Here is a 23296-nt window from a genome sequence, read left to right as displayed (position 1 = left end):
CACCAGCTAGCAGAAGCACGATGTTCTATACCAAGTCTAGCATCGTCATCTATCGCTACCGCCATACTCTCTTTAGTAGCATATTTATCGTAAACGAGAATAACTTACTGCCCTTCACCCCAGCTATTTCACATGAAGATCAAACAAACGAAAAAACCCGTTATTGCATTGGACGGGCTATTTCAAAAATATTAACATGCTATTTACTAAAGTTTATAAATCTAAGTACCAGCGGAATAATGATGAAATACCTAAGTCAACTAACACAAAAAACAGAGCCATCACCACAACTGTTGAAATTACAACGACTGTATATTTCGTCAGCTCTTTACTTTTTGGCCAGCTTGTTTTGCGCATTTCTGACATTACATTGCTTAAAAAGCCTTTGATCTTGCCCATTCTAGCCTAACCTCCAAATAATTATATCTGTCTATTTACATATCATTTTATAGTGTTTGTTTATGCACTGTATGTTCATTGCAATGCGTGCAAAATTTCTTTAATTCAAGGCGTACAGCGGAGCCTTCTTTAGCCTGAAATGTGTAATTTCTCGATCCGCATTTTTCGCAATTTAGCACGATTTTTTTTGCCAATACAATCACCTTTTTCGGCACTTTATCTTTTTAAGACTAACACCTACATTTGTCAATGTCAATAAAGGCCTATATCCACTAAAACATTTCTTCAAGCACTAAATGTCGTTCTAATTTACGTTTTACCCGTTGCAATGCATTATCGATAGATTTTACATGACGATTTAGTTTTGCAGAAATTTCATGATAGGATTGACCATCTAGGTATAAAGCTAAGACCTGAAGCTCTAATTCACTTAAAATTTCACTCATCTTTTCTTCCAAGTACCCAAATTCTTCTCTATGAATCATTAATTCTTCTGGATCATCCATAATAGCGCCTGTTAATACATCCATTAACGTTCGATCTGACTCTTCGTCAAATATAGGCTTGTCCAAGGAAATATAGGAATTGAGTGGTATATGCTTTTGCCTAGTTGCTGTTTTAATAGCCGTGATAATCTGTCTCGTAATACACAGCTCCGCAAAAGCTCTAAAAGATGCCAACTTATCTCCCTTAAAATCACGAATCGCTTTATATAAACCGATCATGCCCTCCTGCACAATATCTTCTTTATCTGCTCCGATTAAGAAATAGGACCTTGCCTTCGCTCTTACTAACAGACGATATTTCGTAATTAAATAATCCAACGCATCTGTATTACCTTGATGCACCATTTCAATAAGTTCTTCATCATTGAATTGTTCAAAATCTTGTGCCGCTTTTACAATGCTATTTTTAAACATGGTATCACCTCAGTTACAACAGATAATTAGGAACAGTATAACGGAATTGGAAAATATGCGTCAATCAATCATTTCAAGCCTCGCCGCCATTTCTCAAAAGCCAACGCAACATCTGGCTTTAATTCGATACGAGAAGGTGGCTTACTTTCTTGCTTACGCTTCACATCATGCGAAATTTTATGCTGAATAATATTTGTTTCAATTTCTAGCTCTCTAGCTGATTTGCGTAGAGCGCCATTACCAAAAATCACACTTTGCTCCGCCATATCAGATGTTGCTACATGAATTTGAACATTTCTCGCTTTTAATTCATGCGTCATTTTTTCAATACGCTCATCTGCTGTTTCATTTTTTCGAGTATAAATGACTTCTACATCATTTTCTATATAAGATTGCTCAATGCCTGATACAAGGTGTGCATCAAAAACGATAATTACGCGCCACCCCATAGCTGCCTTATACTCAGCCATCAGTTCAATTAACCTTTTGCGCGCATCTTCAAAATTTGTATCGCGTAATGGCCGCAGTTCTTTCCAAGATCCAATCATATTATAGCCATCAACAAGCAAAATAGTTTTCATTGTTACTCATTCGCTTTTTGACGCTTACGATACACTTCATACATTAAAAGCGCTGCAGCAACTGAGGCGTTTAGTGATGTAACATGCCCTATCATTGGTAAATGGTATAAAAAATCGCATTTCTCTTTTAATAAGCGACTCATGCCCTTGCCTTCACTACCAATAATAATCGCTAAGGGTAATGTTGCATCCATTTTTCGATAGTCAACAGAGCCTTTTGCATCAGTACCAGCAATCCAGACACCTCGTTCTTTTAATTCATCGACTGTTTGAGCAAGATTATTCACACGCACAACTGGCACATGTTCAATAGCACCTGTTGAAGCCTTTGCTACTACAGCCGTTAAACTTACTGAACGACGTTTGGGAATAATGATACCATGTGCACCAATTGCATCAGCTGTTCTCATAATTGAGCCTAGGTTATGTGGGTCCTCTAGTTCATCTAAAATTAGGAAAAAAGGATCCTCCTGTTTTTTGACCGCTGCTGTAAATAAATCCTCAAGCTCAGCATATTTATATGCAGCAACAGCAGCAACAATTCCTTGGTGATTTGCATTTGATAATTGATCAACTTTCTTTTTCGGCACAAATTGAACAATAATACCACGTTCACGTGCTAAATCTAACAATTCATTAATACCCGATTTTTTGACGCCTTCTGCAATCCATACTTTATTCATATCGCGACCTGAACGAAGTGCCTCTAATACTGGGTTTTTACCAGCAATTATTTCACTATTTTGTTCTACCATTATTTTAACACTCCTTTCGACTCCTCGATTATTTGAATAGCATATGCAATGATTTCATAAACGCGTTCTAGTTCATTTAATAAATATAAACTGCCAAGCACCGCCTCGAAGCCTGAGCTATTACGATAAGTTTGAACATCTGTATTTTTAGGTACAGAGCCAGATTTAGCATTGCGTCCGCGACGGAACACAGCCAGCTCCTCCTCTGTTAAGTAACCTTCATCCATCATACGATGTACAATCATAGACTGCGCTTTTGCTGATACGTAGTGTGTTGCCTCTCGATGAAGTGTGTTTGGTTTAACTCGGCCCGAGTGCAGTAAATGCTCGCGCACCTTTTGTTCTAGCACGGCGTCACCCATATAGGCTAACGCCAGCGCATTTAATTGCTTAATATCTTCATTACGAAGTTTATCCAAGTTACTTACCCTCGTTTCCATCTAGTTCCTTGTCGCGTATCCTCTAAAATGATACCTTGTGCTTGCAAATGGTCACGAATCTCATCAGAACGAGCAAAATCACGATTTTTACGTGCCTCTACGCGCTCTTGTAGTAATGCTTCTATTTCTTCGTCTAATAGTTCTTCTTCTTTTGCAAATTCAATACCTAAGACGTCACCTAGTACCTCAAAAGTTTCAATAAAGTTTTCCAATACCATTTTGCAAGTATTTGTTTCATTCAAGTAAATATTGGTGATACGGGCTAGCTCGAATAATACTGAAATAGCGTTAGCTGTATTAAAATCATCATCCATTGCCTCTTCAAAGAGTGCTTTTTGATCAGCAATTTTACTTAGCCACTCTTCTGTATGATCGCCTAGACTTACAGTGGTCGTTAAACGATGCTTAACATTGTTGTAAGCTGTACGAATTCGCTCTAAACCAGCTGCCGCTGCCTCTACCAAATCTTTTGCAAAGTTAATTGGATGACGATAATGAACTGAAAGCATAAAGAAACGTAGCGTTTGAGGATCAATTTGCTTACGAATATCATTGACCAAAATAAAATTCCCAAGAGATTTAGACATTTTTTCATTATCAATATTAATATAGCCATTATGCATCCAATAACGTGCAAAGGTTTTATCATTATGTGCTTCTGATTGTGCAATCTCATTCTCATGATGCGGGAAGGTTAAATCCTGCCCACCAGCATGAATATCAATAGTATCTCCTAAATGTTCACGAGCCATGACAGAGCATTCAATATGCCAGCCAGGACGACCAGCTCCCCAAGGACTTTCCCAGCGAATTTCGCCCGGCTTAGCCGCTTTCCATAATGCAAAATCCAATGCATCGTCTTTTTTTTCACCCGCTTCAATACGAGCACCAATTTTTAAATCATCTACTGATTGATGTGATAATTTACCATAACCATCAAATTTACGCGTACGATAATACACATCACCCGCAGATTCATAGGCATAGCCTTTATCAATTAACACTTGAATAAATTCAATAATATCGTCCATATGCTCTGTTACACGTGGATGAACATCTGCTTTTTTGCAACCTAATGCTGTCACATCTTCAAAATAGGCAGCAATAAAACGCTCTGTTAATTCATTTACTTCTTCGCCTAATTCATTTGCTGCTTTAATAATTTTATCATCTACATCTGTAAAATTTGAGACAAACTTCACATCATAGCCTTTATATTGGAAATATCGACGTACTGTATCATAGACAATGACAGGGCGAGAATTCCCAATATGGATATAGTTATAGACAGTTGGACCGCAAACATACATTTTAACTTTGCCTTCTTCTAGTGGTACAAAGATTTCCTTTTGTCGTGTTAATGAGTTAAAAATTTGAATACTCATTGTGTTCCTCTCCTCTTCTAAATATTCAATTTCTTTACCAATCTACCTCTCGAACATATTCTGATGATCTAGCCCTCTTCCCATGTTATCAGAAATGTTAACAACTGTAGCATGGATGGTACTTCTTTTAAAACAACTGCACCTCTGTCAATTACAGGTAATCCTTATACGTTACAAATATCGTATTGCTTAACTTTCTATGCCTCCTTATGTTCATAAAATAAAAAACGCCCCTATCATCCCCAAAAGGAATGACAGAGACGCCTAATTTGCGTGGTTCCACTCTGATTGAAGGCAAAAAACCTTCCACTCTGAACGTCCTTTAACGGGAACGACTCGATAAAGCCTACTATATGTTCAGCTTTATGCTCAAAGGTGCATTTCAGTTTTGCCTAGGCTCAGACCATTTTCAGCCGGTGATGGTCCTCTCTTGAGAGCATGCGCCACTTACTTCTCCTTCTCAACGCTTTTTCAATGTAAATACATTTTACAACGAACATATTAATTGTCAATAAAGTTCTCTTTATTGTGCAAACTTTTCTACGCGATCAATCGTTTTCTCTTTACCAATTAAGCAAATTGCATTTGGTAGCTCTGGTCCATGTGTTTCCCCTGTTGCTACAACACGGATTGGCATAAATAGATTTTTACCTTTATGACCTGTTGCTTTTTGCACAGCTTTAATAGCAGCTTTTACGGTATCTGGTGTAAATTCTTCTAACTCTTCAAGTTGTGCCTTAAATGCTGTCATAACCTCAGGTACTTGTTCACCCGCTAAAACGGCTTTTGCTTCTTCATCATATTCAATATGATCGTTAAAGAATAGGCTTGATAATTCGACAATCTCCGCACCAAAGCTCATTTGATCATGATAAAGTGCAATTAAATCTGTTGCCCATGCATGTTGCTCTGTAGTCAGTTCCTCAGGCACTAAACCTGCTTTTTGCAAGTGTGGTAATGATAACGCCACCACCTCTTCCAAAGGCAATTTTTTAATATATTGATTATTCATCCATGTTAATTTTTGCTTATCGAACATAGATGGTGATTTAGATAAACGTTGTTCATCAAATAGTTTAATCAATTCTTCTTTTGAGAAAATTTCCTCTTCCCCTTCTGGAGACCAGCCTAGCAATGCAAAGAAGTTGAACATTGCTTCCGGAAGATAGCCTAAATCTTTATATTGTGTAACAAATTGAATAATTGATTCATCACGTTTTGATAGCTTTTTGCGGCTTTCATTCACAATTAGTGTCATATGACCAAAGGTTGGGTGTTCCCAGCCAAATGCATCAAAAATCATCATTTGCTTTGGTGTATTGGATAAATGCTCTTCGCCACGGAAAACATGAGAGATCTCCATAAAATGATCATCGAGAACAACCGCAAAGTTATACGTTGGAATACCATTTGCTTTCACAAGTACCCAGTCACCAATATCTTTAGACTCAAATATAACTTGTCCACGCACTAAATCCTCAAATTCGTATGTTACATTTTCAGGTACACGCATACGGATTGTGTATGGCTCACCTGCTGCTTCTTTCGCTGCGACTTCATCTGCCGATAAATGACGACATGTACCATCATAAGTAGGCGCTGCTACACCTCTAGCTTTTTGTTCTTCACGAGATGCTTCAAGCTTTTCTGAGGAACAGAAGCACTTATAAGCTATGCCTTGCTCTAAAAGCTTTTCAGCGTGCTCTTTATAAATATCGAGACGTTCCATTTGGCGATAAGGCGCATAAGGTCCACCAATATCAATGGATTCATCATATTCAATACCTAGCCACTTGAGGTTTTCTAGCTGAGATGCCTCTCCGCCCTCTATATTACGTTCAATATCTGTATCCTCAATACGTACAATAAATTTACCGTTATGATGTTTTGCATATAAATAATTGAATAATGCTGTACGCGCTCCACCAATATGTAAATAACCTGTTGGAGATGGTGCATAGCGCACACGAACTTCTTTCGTCATAATTAAAAGCCTCCTAAATTTTCGATCAAAAAATTGACTTTGTTTATTTTACCATTCTGTTATAGGAAATAAAAGCAAGGTTCACGCCTATTTATTTCTTAATCAAGAGGATGGTAGCCATTGCTGCTATACCTTCCTCACGTCCAGTAAAGCCTAGTTTTTCTGTTGTTGTTGCCTTGACATTTACTTGTGATGGCTCTGCATGTAATAATTCCGCAATACGATTTTGCATTTGCCCAATATATGGGGCCATTTTAGGGCGCTGTGCCATAATTGTACAATCTACATTCCCTAGAACATAGCCTTTATCCTCTACAATTTGCCAAATATGTTGTAATAGCTTGGCTGAATCTGCATCCTTAAATGCAGGGTCTGTATCTGGAAAATGACGTCCAATATCGCCTTCTCCAATTGCTCCTAGTGCTGCATCTGTAACCGTGTGTAACAAAACATCTGCATCCGAGTGTCCAACAAGCCCTTTTTCATGCGGAATTGTAATACCTCCAATAATTAATGGACGTCCTTCCTCAAATGCATGTACGTCAAAACCTTGTCCAATTCGAAACATATAATACTGCCACCTATTAGTAGCAGCGTTCACCTACCTTTACGATTTTTTATGTATAGACAGTTTACCATATTTCCTAGGCAATAAGTGTTAAGACTAATTCTCATTACATGATGGTTAACATTCTAGCTATTTTTGATATGCTTATTTTAACGCTAATTATAATAGGTGGGGGCACAATGAATATTCATACTTTTGAAAAGCACTTTAATAAAATAATTTTGCAGCGTGGTTACGATTACTTCATCAATGAATATGTTATTGATGTTATCGCAATTGACGAACACAATTGGCAAGCTGAGGTCGAAGGCAGTGACCTCTATATTGTAAATGTAGAGCTTGAAGAAAATGGTGATATTACCTATGCGGATTGTGATTGTCCTTATGATAATGATTGTAAGCATATGGTTGCTGTTTTATACACCATACAAGAGCAGTTCAACAAGGCACCTCTCGTATCACAGAAACAGCAATCCACGTTACAGCAATTGTTAGTAGCACAATCAAAGGAGAATTTAATCAACTTAATTTTAACAGTGGGCAAAAGTACGCCTCAATTTCTAAAAGAATTGGAAATACACTTAATGAAGCCGACAGATATTATAGCAGCTTCAGAAAAATTAATTGTCCATCATCTACGAGCTGAGCAAGACAGGCATGATAACTTTATTCCACAACATCGAGCAACAAAAGCGCTCAAAGGCATCTATACAACAATTCATCAGGCTGAGGAACAGCTTGAGAATGACAACTATCTAACAGCTATTGAACTAAGCTTTTTATGTCTACAATACACAATCGAAGCAGGGCAATTTGGCGATGACTCTTATGGTGATTTTAGCCAAGCACTTGATAATAGTATTGCAGTTATTAATTGGGCTATTCAAGACGGTGTTGAGATTTGGACAAAGGAGCAATATGAAACCGTATATCAGCTTGTCATTCACAAAGCTATGCAGCCTATATTAGAAGATTGGGCAGAATATCGAATATCTCTATTGCATGCTTGCGTCCCTCTTTGTGTAGATGATGCAATTGAAGAGCAGTTTAAAGCGCTACTGCAATCGATAGAAAACACTGATGAGACGAGACCTAACAACTATATGCTACAACAAATTAAGCTTCACTTATTAGAGACAAAATATAGTCAGAAAGAGGTAGAAGCATTTTTAGAGCAGCATATTAGTAACGCCGAAATGCGTGATCAACTTATTCAATCCGCTATGAATCGTGGGGATTATGAAAAAGTAGTGCAATTAACAACAGACGGAATGAAGCAACATCAATTATCTTTAAGGAATTTAAGAAAGTGGCAAAGCAATGCCTTTATTGCACATAAGCATTTAGGACATACAGAAGAGATGCGTCAATTGGCCTCGCAGCTATTATTAAATGGAGATTATGACTTTTATCGGGAATTAAAGGCTCTTTATTCTACTGAACAATGGCCCGAAGCTTTAGAGGATCTATTAGATCACCTCAGAAACTCCCATTTATATCCAAAAATAATTGTAGAGGAACAACACACATTACGTATGTTAGCTTATTGCCAAGAACAGCCACAACGCATCATACAATACTATCCATATATCAAAGAATATTATTATGAAGAGGTCTGTGCACTATTTATTGATACTATTACCAATGAAGCCAAAATAGCCTCTAATCGAAAAAAATACCAGGATGTTTGCCATTCGATTAATAAAATGCGTCAAGCCGGTTATAGAGTGGAAGCCAAGCAGCTTATTGAAGATCTGTTACAGGCCTATCCAAAACGACGTGCTTTTATAGAGGAATTGAAAGATATACAAAAATAATAAAATTCCATCGAAGAGTTGATTACATACAACTTTTCGATGGAATTTTTAATAAGCTATGCCAGATCCAAAGCCCTTTTACGCAAAATCGCTTCTCCGAATATTAAATCCTCTTGTGTCGTTATTTTGACATTTTCATAGTTGCTTTCTACAATATGCACTGCATGCCCAAGACGTTCAACAAGCATGGCTTCATCTGTACCAAGAAAGCCTACCTTCTCAGCCACATCCTCTGCCTCGACAATTAAATCGTATTGGAAGGCTTGTGGTGTCTGAATCATCCATAAGCTATCACGATCCACTGTTTCTTCAATAACCCCATTGCGAACCTTTTTCATGGTATCCTTCGCTCGAACGCCTGCAATTGCTGCACCATATGTGTGTGCACTTTGGACAAGATTGGCAATAATATCATGTGTAATAAAAGGGCGTGCTGCATCATGGACAAGCACAATATCGACCTGCTCCATTTCCTTCATACACGAATGAACAGAATGCTGTCGTTCAACACCGCCAGCGGGTAAGCTCTTAACTTTCGTAATACCATATTCTTGTAGCATTGTTTGAATATATAGACGTTCCTCTGGTTTCACGGCTAACCAAATACCTGTGCACAGCGTGTCCTGCTGAAATACTTCTAATGTATGGATAAGAATTGGTTTCTCTAAAAGCTTTAAAAATAATTTATTGTGCCCTGCCCCCATACGCTTACCACTACCAGCGGCAGGTAAAACTACTTCATATTGCATCTCTTCACATCCTAATCGTCCTTTGGCTTCGCAAATATCATCCGACCAGCCGATGTTTGCAGTACACTTGTAACTGTTACTGTAATCGCTTGTCCAATATAGCTACGGCCACCCTCTACAACAATCATCGTTCCATCGTCTAAATAGGCAACACCTTGATTATGCTCTTTTCCATCTTTAATCACGACAACCTGCATATCCTCACCAGGGATAACCACAGGCTTTACAGCATTTGCTAAATCATTAATATTTAATACCTTTACATGATGTAACTCACACACTTTATTAAGATTAAAATCATTTGTGACAATCTGTGTATCATTGCCCATTTTTTTCGCAAGCTTCACCAATTTTAAATCTACCTCTTGCACATCCTCAAAGTCTTCATCTGTAATCTCAACCTGTGTCTGACGTTCATCTTGTAATTTTCTTAAAATATCTAAGCCTCGACGTCCCCTTGTACGCTTTAATGTATCAGAAGAATCCGCAATATGCTGAAGCTCTGTGAGTACAAACTGAGGGACCACTAAAACCCCTTCAATAAAGCCTGTTTCAGAAATATCCGCAATACGACCATCGATAATAACACTTGTGTCCAGCAGTTTATAGCTACCTTGTACTTCCAGCACTTCAGCATCTTCAGCAGCCTTTTTCTTTGCATTAGAGCCACGTAATGTAAAAAGCTGTATCAATTCATCCCTTTTTCTAAAGCCTATACGGAAGCCTAAATACCCTAATACAAATGATAGAATAATGGGCACTATCTCTGTAATACCAAGAATTTGCACACTACCTATAGCAAAACCTAAAAAGTAAGCTACAATCAATCCAATGATTAAGCCTAATGTACCAAATAATAAATCTCCGACTGGAATTTTAAATAGTACCTCTTCCATCCAGCTAATAAGCTTCACAAAATAATCTGAAAATGCAAATGATAATGTAAACAACAAAAGTGCCCCTAATGCTACTGATACATAAGGATTATCTAGCCAAGGATTAGATGATAAATGAAGCAATTCGTATAATGGCGGTAAGAAAACAAGGCCTAGTGCTCCTCCAATCAGTAAAAAGGCAATTTGTACAAATTTTTTCACAAGCTGTCACCTCCTATTGTTATTTAAGATTATACATAGTTTACTGTAGAAAATCCTTTATAAACTCAGCAAATTAACATTATTTTTAACAGTCTTGCCAGTCATCACAACCTCTTTAGATAATTTGCTAAACTTCTATTTCAGATTAGTTTCGAATATGATTCCCTCCTTCCTATTATCCGGTATTTTCTAGGACGCCTATTGCTTTACTTGAGTTTCCGATTTGATGGTCAAAATTGAAAGAAAATACATGTTAGAATACTTTCCAACATGCATGATTTCTTTATAGCTCTCTAAAGCAGAGTTTTAAGGCATCCTTGATCGTTTCTACTCCTACAATTTCAATACCCTGCGGAAAATCCCATCCACCGATATTAGATGCTGGAATAAAGGCTCTTTTAAATCCAAGCTTTGCGGCTTCAATAACACGTTGCTCAATACGCGATACGCGACGTACCTCTCCTGTCAATCCGACCTCTCCAATAAAGCAATCTGTGGCTTGTACCGCTTGATCCTTAAAGCTCGAGACAATGCTTGTCAGCACCGCTAAATCAATAGCAGGCTCGTCCAATTTCACACCACCAGCAACTTTAATATATGCATCTTGTGCTTGCAGCATAAGCCCCATCCGCTTTTCAAGCACTGCCATCAGCAACTGCACCCGATTTTGATCAACACCCGTTGCCATACGTTTAGGATAATTAAAGCTTGTAGGCGTTACTAAAGATTGAATTTCAACAAGAATGGGTCTTGTCCCCTCCATTGACGCCACGATCGTAGAACCCGCAGCTCCCTGTGAGCGTTCCTGTAAAAATAGCTCAGAAGGATTTAGAACTTCCTTTAAACCTCCCTGAAGCATCTCAAATATCGCAATTTCATTGGTAGAGCCAAAGCGATTTTTTTGGCTTCGTAAAATACGATGGTTATGATGTCTTTCTCCTTCAAAATACAATACGGTATCCACCATATGCTCTAAAATACGTGGTCCAGCAATTTGTCCTTCTTTTGTAACGTGTCCCACTAAAAAGATGGCAATCCCCTTTGTTTTAGCTATACGCATTAGCTCAGCTGTACATTCTCGCACCTGTGAAACACTGCCTGGTGCACTCGTTACCTCTGGATGGAAGATCGTCTGTATAGAATCGACGATTACAAATTTCGGCTGCACCTCATCAATCGTTTGATGTAAAAATTCAAGATTCGTTTCAGAATAGATATATAGCTCTTGAGAAACTACCCCTAAACGTTCTGCTCGTAATTTTGTCTGACGAATTGATTCCTCCCCAGAAATATAAAGCACGCGATGCCCTTTATTCGAGAGCAATGCTGAAACTTGTAATAAAAGCGTTGATTTACCAATCCCAGGATCACCACCAATTAATACTAACGAGCCAGCCACAATCCCTCCCCCAAGCACGCGATTCAATTCACTCATTTCCGTTGCGACACGGGACTCTTCCGTAGCCTGGACCTGAATAATGGGCAGTGCCTTTTGGGTCACCGTTGCGGAATGCTGGAATGCTCCACGAGGTCCTTTTGCCACAACCTCAACTTCCTCCACCATCTTATTCCATTCTCCACAGCCTGGACATCTTCCCATCCATTTTGCAGATTCATAGCCACAGCCAGAACAGATAAATTTCGTTTTTTTCTTTGCCAAGTTGCTTCACCTCGAATATTTGTTCTTATATTCATTGTACAGAAAAAAAGACAGCTTGGCACTTAAAGCCTCACTGTCTTTCCATAAAATTATTTAGAGATGGATACTCCCTCTTTTTTCTTTACAATAAATTCATTATCTACATAATCAATCACAACTTGATTCCCTTTTTCTACATTACCTTTTAGTAATTCCTCTGATAAGCGATCCTCTACTTGCTTTTGTAATGCACGACGTAGTGGACGCGCACCATATTGAGGGTCATAGCCTTCCTCAGCGATTTTTTCAAGTGCCGCATCTGTTAGCTCTAACGAAATATCTTGCTCTTTTAAGCGTTTCGTTAATGCATTGCCCATCATCGCAATGATTTCTTTTAAATGCTCTTTTTCTAATGAATGGAAGACAATCATTTCATCGATACGGTTTAAGAATTCTGGACGGAATGCTTTTTTCAATTCTTCTAGCATCGTCCCCTTCATGTCTTTATGCTTAGACTCTGCACCACCCACATTGAAACCAAGGCTCTTTTGGTATTTAAGGGCATCCGCACCAACATTCGAAGTCATAATGACTACTGTATTGCGGAAGTCTACTACACGTCCCTTAGAATCTGTTAAACGACCATCTTCAAGCACTTGCAATAGAATATTGAATACATCAGGGTGGGCCTTTTCAATTTCATCTAATAAAACGACAGAATATGGTTTGCGACGAACTTTCTCTGTTAGTTGACCCCCATCATCGAAGCCTACATAGCCTGGAGGTGAGCCTACTAAGCGTGAAGTCGAATGCTTCTCCATGTATTCAGACATATCAACACGAATCATTGCATCCTCATCGCCAAACATTACTTCAGCAAGCGCTCTGGCTAGCTCTGTTTTACCAACACCTGTAGGCCCTAAGAAGATAAATGAGCCAATTGGACGTTTAGGATCTTTTAAGCCTGCTCTTGCACGACGAATCGCACGAGAAATTGCTTCTACCGCTTCTCCTTGCCCCACAACACGTTTGTGTAGCTCCTCTTCGAGATGTAATAATTTTGCAGATTCTTCAGAGGCAATTTTCGATACTGGAATTCCTGTCCACATTGAGACAACTGCTGCCACATCATCCACCGTCACTTGTGATTCCGCTTTCCCTTGCTCTTCCTTCCAATTCTTGCGTGTTGCTTCAATTTCATCTTTCAGCTTTTGCTCTGTATCTCTTAATGATGCTGCTTTTTCAAATTCTTGACCTGATACAGCAGCATTCTTTTCAGAGCGAACATTTTCAAGCTTATCTTCAAGCGCCTTTAAGCTTGGTGGCACTGCAAATGAACGTAAGCGTACTTTTGAGCCAGCTTCATCGATTAAGTCAATTGCTTTATCTGGTAAGAAGCGGTCTGAAATATAGCGATCACTCATTTTAGCTGCGGCTTCAATTGCTTCATCCGTAATTTTCACACGATGATGTGCTTCATAACGGTCACGTAAGCCTTGAATAATTTGAATAGCCTCTTCTACTGTTGGCTCATCTACCTGGATTGGCTGGAAACGACGCTCTAAAGCTGCATCCTTTTCAATATATTTACGGTATTCATCCAATGTTGTTGCACCGATACATTGCAATTCGCCACGTGCTAACGATGGTTTTAAAATATTGGAGGCATCAATTGCCCCTTCTGCACCACCTGCACCGATTAATGTATGCAATTCATCGATAAATAAAATAATATTGCCTGCTTGGCGAATTTCATCCATTACTTTTTTCAAGCGATCTTCAAATTCACCACGATATTTTGTACCTGCAACGACTGTGCCCATATCCAATGTCATTACACGTTTGTCTCTTAATGTTTCTGGTACTTCATTATTAATAATTTGCTGTGCTAGCCCTTCAGCAATCGCTGTTTTACCAACACCTGGTTCACCAATTAAGACAGGGTTATTTTTTGTACGACGCGATAATACTTCGATAACACGTGTAATTTCCTTGCTTCGGCCAATAACAGGGTCTAAAGAGCCTTCACGTGCAATTTGTGTTAAATCACGTGCCAGGCTATCTAATGTCGGTGTATTGGCAGCTTGTGTCGCCTGTTGTCCAGATTGTGCATTATCGTTATTGCCTAATAGTAATAATACTTGCTGACGAGCTTTATTTAAGCCCACACCTGCATTATTTAAGACACGAGCTGCTACACCTTCCCCTTCACGAATCAACGCTAATAATAAATGCTCTGTACCAATATAAGAATGACCTAATTTACGTGATTCATCAACCGAAAGCTCAATCACTTTTTTAGCACGTGGCGTATAGTGAACAATTGGTCCAACGTCCTCTTTACCTTTGCCAACTAATTCTTCAATACCTGCTTCAATTCTTTGAGGACTAATATCAATAGCTTCTAACGCTTTTGCAGCAATCCCGCCACCTTCACGTATAAGCCCTAATAAAATATGCTCTGTACCAATGGATTCGTGCTTCCAACGAATAGCCTCTTCCTGAGCAAGCTGTAATACTTTTTGCGCGCGTTGTGTAAAACGATTAAACATCATATAAATCCTCTCCCTTTCCACCATTCATAGGCTTATTCGTATATTTTTGAGCTAATAATACTTCTCGAAGCATTTTTGCTCGTACACGGTCGCGTTCAGCAGGCGGCAATACCTCACCTGCATAATGTTGTAAAAATGCTGGTTGCATACTTACAACACATTCATTTAAAGTTGTTGCTTGTATACCTGTAATCAACTGTAAATCTACCCCTAAACGGACATTGGATAGACAGGTTGCTGCCTCCTCACTTGTTAAAATCCTTGCATGTGTAAGGGTGCCTAAAGCTCGATAAACCCGATCCTCTAAGGCGAGCTCTGCTTTTTCCATCAACTTACCTCTTGCATGCCGTTCTTTTTGGATAATTTTTTCAGCGACACTTTGTATATCTGTTAAAATATCCTCTTCTGTCTTGCCAAGCGTAATTTGGTTAGACACTTGATAAATATTACCTAAATTTTCGCTTCCTTCACCATATATCCCTCGTACTGTCATGCCTAGACGTGTCATCGCATTAATAATTTGATTCATTTGTCCAGTGAGTGTAAGTGCTGGTAGATGCATCATGACAGATGCTCGAAGACCCGTACCAATATTTGTTGGGCAGCTTGTTAAATAGCCAAAGGTATCTCGGAATGCATATGGTAATGCTTTTTCTAAAATACGATCAATTTTATTTGCCTGTTCATAGGCACGTTGTAATTGAAAACTTGCGGTCATACACTGGATACGTAAATGATCCTCTTCATTCACCATAATGCTAACGGATTCGTCTTCAGAAAGTAGGATAGAGCCCACTTGCTCTTTTTTAGCCAGTTGCGGACTAATCAAATGTTTTTCTACAAGAATTTGACGCTGCAAAGGCGTTAAATCCTTTATAGCAAAATAAGCATAATCATTTTGAAGCGTTGGGCTATCACTTACAGCATGTGTAACTGCCTGCTCCACCTGCAATGCCTCATTCTCAGAAAAAACTAATGGGAAACGATAGCCATCTAAATTTCGAGCAAGGCGAATACGTGTACTAATGACAATATCTGAATAATCGTCCTCAACATACATCCATGCCGGGGTCGCACGCTCTAAAAACGATTCAATCATCATGACACATCACCACCTTTAAATTGTAGCTGCTTCTCAAGCTCCCTTACTTCATCCCGAAGCTTGGCTGCTTCCTCAAATTGTTCTTCATCCACCGCTAATTTCATACGTTTACGAATATCCTCAATTTGCTTTTTAATGACATATACATTACTGTGAGCACCAGGCATTTTTCCAATATGCTGCGGTCCCGCTTGTATGCGATTAAAGAGCTTCGGCAAATGCTCACTAAAGGTGTCATAACAGTTTGGACAGCCAAATTTCCCCTCTTTTAAAAATTGCTTATAAGTAAATCCACATTGTGAGCATGTTTGCTGTGGCGGCTGTGCCTGCTGCTTTTCCCCCACCTTTTGCCACGTCGGCGAGCCAAACCAGTTGGACAACAGCTGTTGAATGGATACTGGCTCTTGCTTAAACTCTGCATGAAATGGATGGAATTGTGAGGCGCAGACGTCACAATAATGGTGCTCCACCTTTTGCCCATTTTGAACTTGTGTTACAGTAACTGTCGCATTTCGCTGTTGACAATGTTCGCATATCATTTCCATCACCTCACTATTTTTGTTGTTCATATTTTATTGTTGTCAGCATCGCTCGTAAGATTTTAGCTCGAATGCTATCTCTTAAAGGAAGTTGTAAATCGATTGTTGAGCGATCAATTGCTGCTAACATTAATTTCGCCTCTCGTTTTGAAATTACCTGCTCATCAATAAGTCGATAGATTAAATCCTCTGCCATCGTTTGCGATGCCCCACCTTCAATTTGCTTAAGAACATCGTCAATTAAATCAATTTGTGAATTCGCACGGACACGTAAAATTCGAATGTATCCACCACCGCCACGTTTGCTCTCAACAAGGTAACCCCGCTCAGCAGTAAATCTTGTATTAATGACATAATTTATTTGTGACGGTACACATTGAAATTTATCAGCGATTTCACTACGTTTTATTTCAATATGCCCTTCTCCACCTAATTCAAGTACCTGCTTTAAGTAGCCCTCTATGATGTCTGATATATTACGCATTTTAGGAATACACCTCGCTTACTTCACTGACTTTGACTATCTTTGACTTTCTTTGAGTATATTATACAAAACGCTTGAAAATAATTGCAATTAATTCGCCTAAAGAAAAATAAAAAGTCATAAAGGTGGCTATTCAAGCGCAAAACAATATGTCATTTTCGCTAATAGTATGTGTACATTATCAATTACTTGCACACATACTGTACCCTGTTTTGTTATCAAAAAAACGCAAGCATATGCAACTAGCATATACTTGCGCTTATGAAAATTATACCCAACGACCAACAATTGGATAACGCCAAGGCTCATCAGACAATGCTTTCACGATACCGATAATTGGTACGATAAATACCATAATTGCGAAAATCAGTAAAAATGGAAGCCCAATTAGAACAAAGCTTAACACCCCAGCAATCGCTATTAACACACCCATCACAATTTGGAATAACAATGCCTGAATCGAAATCGCTTTTACTTCCTCATCTGAACTAATTAAGAAAAAAATAATTGGCACTAACCATGGCGCAAAAAACGCACTTGCGTGTATGATGACTTTAGACCATTTACTCTCCATATATCTATCAATCCTTTCTTTATGGCTGTTTATGTTTTTATGTACTACTATTTACGGAACTATACCCCTAATAGTTTCATAGTAAAAAGAGATTTTTAAATTTTTTTTGAAAGGTAGTGATGTGAGATGGAATTTAACAACACATTGGCAAACGAATATGAAAAGGGCATTCGACGTACACTTCCAAGCTATGATGCAATGCTTCGTTTAATACAGACTTTTTATTATTCCACATTGCCTGAGAAAGCTGAGCTGTTAATTGTAGGAGCAGGAAGCGGCAATGAAATTTCACAGCTTGCAGAAAAGCGACCGCACTGGTCATTTACAGGCATTGATCCATCTGAATCCATGCTCCGTGTAGCAAAGGAGCGTTTACAATCTCTAACAAATACTCTGTCATTCCATCAAGGAACCATACTCAATACAACATTACCAACAACACAGTATGATGCAGCTAGCTGTGTACTGGTTCTTCATTTTATTCAGGATTATAAAGAAAAGCTGTCTACCTTACAGCAAATAGCACATCATTTAAAACCTGGCGCACCCTTTGTTCTTGTCTCCAAATACGGACAACCTGGCTCATTAGAAACAGAGCTACAACTTGACTTATGGCGCGCTCATTGGCTACAGCATACAAAGCTATCGGCTGAAGATGTAGCAGATATGGAGACATCTATCCGTGCCCTTTCGTTTATGTCGGAAGAGGATATTTTAACATTGCTTCAGCATGCAGGCTTTACAAAACCTTCGAGATTCTTTGCCACTACTTTGTTTGGTGGTTGGGTATGCTTTAAGGAGAAACATTAAAATTTTATACAGTCGTGTTGGCTTCTGCGGACCTACTCTAGCTGAACGGGGCATGTCTGGCTAAAAGCCTTGACAATCTCCCCACGGCTGATTTTGTAGTAAAAAACTTGAGGTGAATGCTGTGATACGCACCATTGGAATTACAAAACAACAACAACTCTTAAAGGATTTCCCCTTGGAGGTTATAGAACAACATGAATTTGAATGGTACTGGGTTGATTTTAATTGCCCTACCATTGAGGAAGAATCATTGCTCGATACATTTTTCCATTTCCATCCACTGGCGATTGAAGATTGCTTGCTGCGATTACAGCGCCCCAAGCTTGATTTTTATGATGATTTTCACTTTTTTGTTATTCATCGCTTAAACGAAGAAACATTAGCGGCGGAGGAGGTCAATATTTTTACTTCTCATAAATACATTGTGACATTCCATAAAAATCCTGCTCCTGAAATAGATAAGCTACAAAAAATGCTGGAAAATCAATCGAAAAATTGGGAACGCGGTACGATTTACTTAACCTATCAGACCATCGATAAAATCGTTGATAGTTATTTCCCGCTTGTCTATGAAATCGAAGACCACTTAAATGTGCTTGAAGACGAACTTACCTATCAAAGCAATGTGAATGCTATGAAGATTGTCTTTGAATTCCGTAGTGATTTGCTCGACTTAAGACGTACTATTTTACCAATGCGAGATCTGCTCTATCGGATATTGAATTCTTACCGCTTCTCATTAAAAAAATCCGAAAGAGCTTACTTTGGAGATATATATGACCATCTACTTAAGCTAACAGAAATGGTAGAATCTAATCGAGAGCTTACTGCAGATATGCGAGATAGTTATATGGCCATAAGTTCAAGTCGCATGAATGGTATTATGATGACATTAACCATCGTTTCAACAATCTTTATTCCCTTAACATTTATTGCTGGCGTTTATGGCATGAATTTTGATCATATGCCTGAGCTACATGGACGATATAGCTATTTTATTGTACTTGCTATTATGATTATTATTGCCATTTTAATGCTCATCATCTTTAAGCTGAAAGGCTGGTTTAAATTATTTAAGCCCTAAAAAAAGCTGCTCGTTTTTCATCAAACGAGCAGCTTTCTAATGCTATTAATATGGGCCCCGGTCATCAATTTTATTTTCGCCTTGCTGCGGGAATAAAAAGTATGCCAACACGCCTGATCCTAAGGTTGCGCAAATCGTTATTAATAATTGTTCAATGGCTGGTACCTCTGCATAATAGTTACGCAACATGTAAACAGAGCCAATTGCCACAATAACCATCACTGGAATAACGAATTTAAAGCGTTTTTTCTCCATACAATACCTCCTCCCCATCCTTTTTTACGCACAGTTCTATGATCTTAAACAGTTCGTATTTTACAGGTTTCTTCTATCAAATTCAAATTTACTTCGCTTCTAGCGATGAGTAAAAAAATAAAGAAATAAACTAAATTTTTAACCAAATATCCAACAAAAAATAGTAAAAGAGAGTATAAAATATTTTGTGTAAATAGAAAATTCCATAGAAAAAGGAAGACCCTTTCTTGGTAGAATTAAGTCACCACAACCAATCCTAGAAAAGAGGTCTTCCCTATGAATCAGTTTACAACAGAAATTGTCGATGCACTAGTCAAAAAACAAGATATTACCGAGGTTTTTCGTTCGCACTTGGAAATGGCGATCAACTCGCTACTGGCGACAGAGCTGACGGAATTTTTGGATTACGAAAAATACGATCGTATCGGGTTCAACTCAGGCAATTCTCGCAATGGGTCTTATTCGCGTACACTTCACACGGAGTACGGCGATTTAACGCTTCAAATCCCGCGGGATCGCAACGGTGAGTTTAAACAACAGACAGTGGTACCATATAAGCGCTCGAACGATACGCTGGAAGAAACGGTCATTCACTTGTTCAAAAAAGGCATTACGATGGCGGAAATTGCGCAATTAATTGAGAAAATGTATGGGCATCACTATACGCCGCAAACGATTTCGAATATGACAAAGGCTGTTTCAGAAACGGTAGAAGCCTTTAATAACCGTCCTTTGCACAATCGTTACGTATGCGTGTATTTAGACGCGACGTATATTGCCGTGCGTCGTGATACGGTGTCAAAAGAGGCCGTCTATATTGCAGTTGGTATTCGTGAAGACGGCTCTAAAGAAGTGCTTGGCTATACGATTGCCCCAACAGAATCGGCCTACAACTGGCAGGAGCTACTACAAGAGCTCAAAGACCGTGGTGTAGAAGACGTACTTTTATTCGTATCAGACGGCTTAAAAGGCATGGCAGACGCTGTGTTTAATGTGTTTCCAAAGGCAAAATATCAGGTGTGCCTTGTCCATGTGGCACGCAATATCATGCATAAAGTCCGAGTAGAAGATCGCAAGGAAGTGTGCGAGGATTTTAAAACGATTCACCAGGCAAAGAACGCTGAAGCAGCGAAAAAAGCGCTCGAGACGTTCTGCGAAAAATGGGGCAAATCGTATAAAAAAGTCGCACAAGGCTTACTCGAAAACCCGTATTTACTGACGTTTTACGGCTTTCCCAAGGCGATTTGGCGAAGCATCTACTCGACGAATTTAATCGAGTCGTTCAATAAGCAAATCAAAAAATATACAAAGCGCAAGGAACAGTTCCCGAACGAAGAATCGTTGGAGCGCTTTTTAGTGACGCAGTTCGAAGACTATAATCAACGTTTCGCCACACGCTGCCACATCGGCTTCAATCAGGCCCGTGCAAAGCTAGAAGAAATGTTTGAGCAGCTGCACGAACCGGCAAACTAGACCGGGACGCGCCAGCGCGAAATTTGAGTGTGTAGGAAAGGGCTAGCCCTTTCCTACACACTCAAATCAACACTTCGAACAAGTACAATTGAATACACAGGTGATGAGTTCCCTTGAACGGGTGAATCGTCATTTACACAAAAATATTGACAGTACCTAGTAAAATGGATTTAATACCATATATTTATAAACGACAAAAGTTTCTTTTATATTTACTTATTATAGATATTAAGAATGGAGTAATTAATCATGAGTTGGTTTACAAAAAATAGTAGTCCTCACTACTCAATTGTCTTAATGCCTGAAAATTTCGAGGATCATGTACAATTAGATGTTTCAAGCCATCCAAGCCTTCAAAAACAATTAGCGCTGTTAAATTTAACAATAAGAGATCTAGCGATTATTAAGCAATTACAGCCATTTGCCAAGGATTTAATTCCAACAATGGTGGAGCAGTTTTATGTAGCCATTAGTCTAAGTCAAGACTTACTCGATATTATTAATCGGACATCGCACATTGACCGTTTAAAAGTTACATTGCACAAACATTTAAGTGATATTTTTGAAAGTTATATTAATAGCGCTTACATTCATGAAAGAAAAGCCATTGCTGAAGCCCACGTTCGAATCGGTTTGCAATCGAAATGGTATATTGCATCCTTCCAATCACTCACTACTACTTTTACTAACTTCGTGAATGATCTCGATATTTCGAAACAAGATGCAATCTATGCGATTAATGCCTTTAGTAAAATTATCAATTTTGAGCAACAGTTAGTAATCGAGGCCTATGAAAAAGAGGAAGAGCGCATTCGTACAGCTACGAGTGAGACAAAAAATGCTCTTGTTACAACGATTCACAAAACGGCTGAGGAACTTAATGCTATTAGTGAAGAAACAGCAGCTTCCTTACTAGTGATTTCCTCTCAAACAGATGATATTGCAGTAGCTACAAAGCAAGGATTGAGTTTCGTTGCGGATACACAGGAAAAGTCGAGACGTGGACAGCAACAGCTTCAAGAACAAAATGATTTAATACAAGTTATTTTAAAGAGTGTCAACAGCCTTGAAGTAACCATGAATCAGTTGCGTACTTCCTCTCAAAAAATCTCTGAGATTGTAGGGCTTGTTACAGGGATTGCTGATCAAACCAATCTATTAGCCTTAAATGCATCAATTGAGGCAGCTCGTGCAGGAGAGCATGGCAAAGGCTTTGCAGTGGTTGCAGAGGAAGTTCGTAAGCTTGCAGAGGAAACAAAAAATGCCGTACAAAATGTTTCCCATCTTATTAAAGAAACCGAAAGCAATATTACAACAATGTCGAATTCTGTGGTAAATGTTGATGAAAAGATTCAGCATAGTGTGACTACACAGGAAAATTTATCGAAATCATTTAATGATATTGCTGATGCTGTCGCTGGTATTCAGCAGCAATATATTCATACATCCAGAGATATTTCAGCCATTTCTAATTTAATTACAGAGCTATCACAGGGAGCAACACTTGTTTCTTCCTCATCTGACTCGCTTATTAATGTTGTGAATGAACTAAATATCTAGCACAAAAAGGGAACTTCGCTGTAAGCAGTTAAGTTCCCTTTTTCTTTAATGTGGCAAGGCACGCTTTTGTTTACGATACTCTCGTCTTACTGGTCCTGTTTCAAATAAACGTTTTTCCTCATCTGTTTCAGGATAAATAGCAGGTACTTGTGTTGGTTTCCCTTTATCATCTACTGCCACCATCGTCACAAATGATTCTGTTGTTAATTTTTCTTCTCCAGTCTCTATATTGCGAGAAATAACGCGCACATAAACCTCCATCGAAGAACGTCCAGTAGAAGAAACAATACTTTCTATTTCAAGAATATCCCCTACATGTGCTGCCGATAAAAAATCAACTGAATCAATCGAAGCTGTTACTACTTGTCCTTTAGCATGTTTCATTGCTGTAATAGCAGCAATTTCATCAATATAAGCTAACACTCTTCCACCGAAAATGGAATTGTGATTATTGGTATCTGGAGGTAATACGAGACGGGATTGAACCGTACGTGATTGGCTCATTGGCACCGTGTTGTTTGTCATG

Annotated in this window: 24 protein-coding genes, 1 pseudogene and 1 other annotated feature; of the genes and pseudogenes, 6 read left to right on the top strand and 19 right to left on the bottom strand. The window is 38.7% G+C overall.

Annotated features, from left to right (window positions below; all coding sequences use genetic code 11):
- Positions 1-213: 213 nt before the first annotated feature.
- From secE to ispF, 9 genes are all read right to left on the bottom strand, one after another.
- Complete coding sequence (gene secE, locus ADM90_RS23210; protein WP_053997217.1) at positions 214-399, bottom strand: preprotein translocase subunit SecE; 186 nt, start codon at positions 397-399, stop codon at positions 214-216.
- A gap of 47 nt (positions 400-446) precedes the next feature.
- Positions 447-593 carry a 50S ribosomal protein L33 gene (gene rpmG, locus ADM90_RS24125; RefSeq protein ID WP_083448664.1) on the bottom strand — a complete coding sequence of 49 codons (147 nt, stop codon included), beginning with the start codon at positions 591-593 and terminating at the stop codon, positions 447-449.
- A 78-nt stretch (positions 594-671) separates the two neighbouring features.
- Positions 672-1319: an RNA polymerase sporulation sigma factor SigH gene (gene sigH, locus ADM90_RS23205; RefSeq protein ID WP_053997216.1), complete on the bottom strand. Its 648-nt coding sequence runs from the start codon at positions 1317-1319 to the stop codon at positions 672-674.
- Between the two features lie 68 nt (positions 1320-1387).
- On the bottom strand, positions 1388-1900 hold the full coding sequence (locus ADM90_RS23200) for an NYN domain-containing protein (RefSeq protein WP_053997215.1): 513 nt from the start codon (positions 1898-1900) through the stop codon (positions 1388-1390).
- A gap of 2 nt (positions 1901-1902) precedes the next feature.
- Positions 1903-2655, bottom strand: coding sequence for a 23S rRNA (guanosine(2251)-2'-O)-methyltransferase RlmB (gene rlmB / locus ADM90_RS23195; RefSeq protein ID WP_053997214.1), 753 nt, complete (start codon positions 2653-2655; stop codon positions 1903-1905).
- Entirely contained in the window at positions 2655-3074 is a 420-nt protein-coding gene (locus ADM90_RS23190; RefSeq protein ID WP_053997213.1) for a Mini-ribonuclease 3, read from the bottom strand. Before ADM90_RS23190 ends, rlmB begins: the two co-directional genes overlap by 1 nt.
- A gap of 5 nt (positions 3075-3079) precedes the next feature.
- Positions 3080-4480: a cysteine--tRNA ligase gene (cysS, locus tag ADM90_RS23185; RefSeq protein WP_053997212.1), complete on the bottom strand. Its 1401-nt coding sequence runs from the start codon at positions 4478-4480 to the stop codon at positions 3080-3082.
- Positions 4481-4733: 253 nt separating this feature from the next.
- Positions 4734-4953, bottom strand: a binding site (T-box leader).
- A 50-nt stretch (positions 4954-5003) separates the two neighbouring features.
- On the bottom strand, positions 5004-6464 hold the full coding sequence (gltX, locus tag ADM90_RS23180) for a glutamate--tRNA ligase (RefSeq protein WP_053997211.1): 1461 nt from the start codon (positions 6462-6464) through the stop codon (positions 5004-5006).
- A gap of 91 nt (positions 6465-6555) precedes the next feature.
- Positions 6556-7032: a 2-C-methyl-D-erythritol 2,4-cyclodiphosphate synthase gene (gene ispF, locus ADM90_RS23175; protein ID WP_053997210.1), complete on the bottom strand. Its 477-nt coding sequence runs from the start codon at positions 7030-7032 to the stop codon at positions 6556-6558.
- A gap of 179 nt (positions 7033-7211) precedes the next feature.
- Here ispF and ADM90_RS23170 point away from each other — a divergent pair, with 179 nt between their 5' ends.
- Entirely contained in the window at positions 7212-8849 is a 1638-nt protein-coding gene (locus ADM90_RS23170; protein ID WP_053997209.1) for an SWIM zinc finger family protein, read from the top strand.
- Positions 8850-8905: 56 nt separating this feature from the next.
- On the opposite strand, the gene ispD is transcribed toward ADM90_RS23170, so the two are convergent.
- The 8 genes from ispD to ADM90_RS23130 form a co-directional block, all read right to left on the bottom strand.
- On the bottom strand, positions 8906-9598 hold the full coding sequence (gene ispD / locus ADM90_RS23165) for a 2-C-methyl-D-erythritol 4-phosphate cytidylyltransferase (protein WP_053997208.1): 693 nt from the start codon (positions 9596-9598) through the stop codon (positions 8906-8908).
- 11 nt (positions 9599-9609) lie between these two features.
- Positions 9610-10695: a PIN/TRAM domain-containing protein gene (locus ADM90_RS23160; protein WP_053997207.1), complete on the bottom strand. Its 1086-nt coding sequence runs from the start codon at positions 10693-10695 to the stop codon at positions 9610-9612.
- Between the two features lie 283 nt (positions 10696-10978).
- A complete protein-coding gene (gene radA, locus ADM90_RS23155; protein ID WP_053997206.1) occupies positions 10979-12355 on the bottom strand; it encodes a DNA repair protein RadA in 1377 nt (458 codons plus the stop codon).
- A gap of 89 nt (positions 12356-12444) precedes the next feature.
- A complete protein-coding gene (locus tag ADM90_RS23150) occupies positions 12445-14889 on the bottom strand; it encodes an ATP-dependent Clp protease ATP-binding subunit (protein WP_053997205.1) in 2445 nt (814 codons plus the stop codon).
- On the bottom strand, positions 14879-15991 hold the full coding sequence (locus tag ADM90_RS23145) for a protein arginine kinase (RefSeq protein WP_053997204.1): 1113 nt from the start codon (positions 15989-15991) through the stop codon (positions 14879-14881). Before ADM90_RS23145 ends, ADM90_RS23150 begins: the two co-directional genes overlap by 11 nt.
- Entirely contained in the window at positions 15988-16530 is a 543-nt protein-coding gene (locus ADM90_RS23140; RefSeq protein WP_053997203.1) for a UvrB/UvrC motif-containing protein, read from the bottom strand. Before ADM90_RS23140 ends, ADM90_RS23145 begins: the two co-directional genes overlap by 4 nt.
- A gap of 13 nt (positions 16531-16543) precedes the next feature.
- The gene (locus tag ADM90_RS23135; protein ID WP_053997202.1) at positions 16544-17014 is read right to left on the bottom strand and encodes a CtsR family transcriptional regulator; all 471 of its coding nucleotides are present in this window, start codon (positions 17012-17014) and stop codon (positions 16544-16546) included.
- 268 nt (positions 17015-17282) lie between these two features.
- Entirely contained in the window at positions 17283-17588 is a 306-nt protein-coding gene (locus tag ADM90_RS23130) for a DUF4870 domain-containing protein (RefSeq protein WP_053997201.1), read from the bottom strand.
- A gap of 126 nt (positions 17589-17714) precedes the next feature.
- On the opposite strand from ADM90_RS23130, the gene ADM90_RS23125 reads away from it, so the two are divergent.
- Both ADM90_RS23125 and corA read left to right on the top strand, forming a co-directional pair.
- Complete coding sequence (locus tag ADM90_RS23125; RefSeq protein ID WP_053997200.1) at positions 17715-18398, top strand: class I SAM-dependent methyltransferase; 684 nt, start codon at positions 17715-17717, stop codon at positions 18396-18398.
- A gap of 121 nt (positions 18399-18519) precedes the next feature.
- Positions 18520-19482 (top strand): magnesium/cobalt transporter CorA, encoded by a 963-nt coding sequence (gene corA, locus ADM90_RS23120; protein ID WP_053997199.1) that lies wholly within the window; start codon positions 18520-18522, stop codon positions 19480-19482.
- Between the two features lie 45 nt (positions 19483-19527).
- Here the strand turns inward: corA and ADM90_RS23115 are convergent, their stop codons facing one another.
- A complete protein-coding gene (locus tag ADM90_RS23115) occupies positions 19528-19737 on the bottom strand; it encodes a hypothetical protein (RefSeq protein WP_053997198.1) in 210 nt (69 codons plus the stop codon).
- A 276-nt stretch (positions 19738-20013) separates the two neighbouring features.
- On the opposite strand from ADM90_RS23115, the gene ADM90_RS23110 reads away from it, so the two are divergent.
- The 3 genes and pseudogenes from ADM90_RS23110 to ADM90_RS25660 all read left to right on the top strand — a co-directional run bounded on the left by ADM90_RS23110 (position 20014) and on the right by ADM90_RS25660 (position 22770).
- Positions 20014-21210 (top strand): IS256 family transposase, encoded by a 1197-nt coding sequence (locus ADM90_RS23110; RefSeq protein WP_053993757.1) that lies wholly within the window; start codon positions 20014-20016, stop codon positions 21208-21210.
- Positions 21211-21459: 249 nt separating this feature from the next.
- Positions 21460-22005, top strand: a pseudogene (locus tag ADM90_RS25665) (protoglobin family protein); the annotation flags it as partial.
- Between the two features lie 120 nt (positions 22006-22125).
- The gene (locus ADM90_RS25660; RefSeq protein WP_235473825.1) at positions 22126-22770 is read left to right on the top strand and encodes a methyl-accepting chemotaxis protein; all 645 of its coding nucleotides are present in this window, start codon (positions 22126-22128) and stop codon (positions 22768-22770) included.
- A gap of 45 nt (positions 22771-22815) precedes the next feature.
- On the opposite strand, the gene ADM90_RS23100 is transcribed toward ADM90_RS25660, so the two are convergent.
- Positions 22816-23295, bottom strand: coding sequence for an acyl-CoA thioesterase (locus ADM90_RS23100; protein WP_053997196.1), 480 nt, complete (start codon positions 23293-23295; stop codon positions 22816-22818).
- Between the last annotated feature and the right edge of the window lies 1 nt (position 23296).

It is taken from the genome of Lysinibacillus macroides (assembly GCF_001281525.1).
Lineage (GTDB): Bacteria > Bacillota > Bacilli > Bacillales_A > Planococcaceae > Lysinibacillus > Lysinibacillus macroides.
Note: the sequence above shows the minus strand (reverse complement) of the source record. Positions and strands in the feature narration are given on the sequence as shown.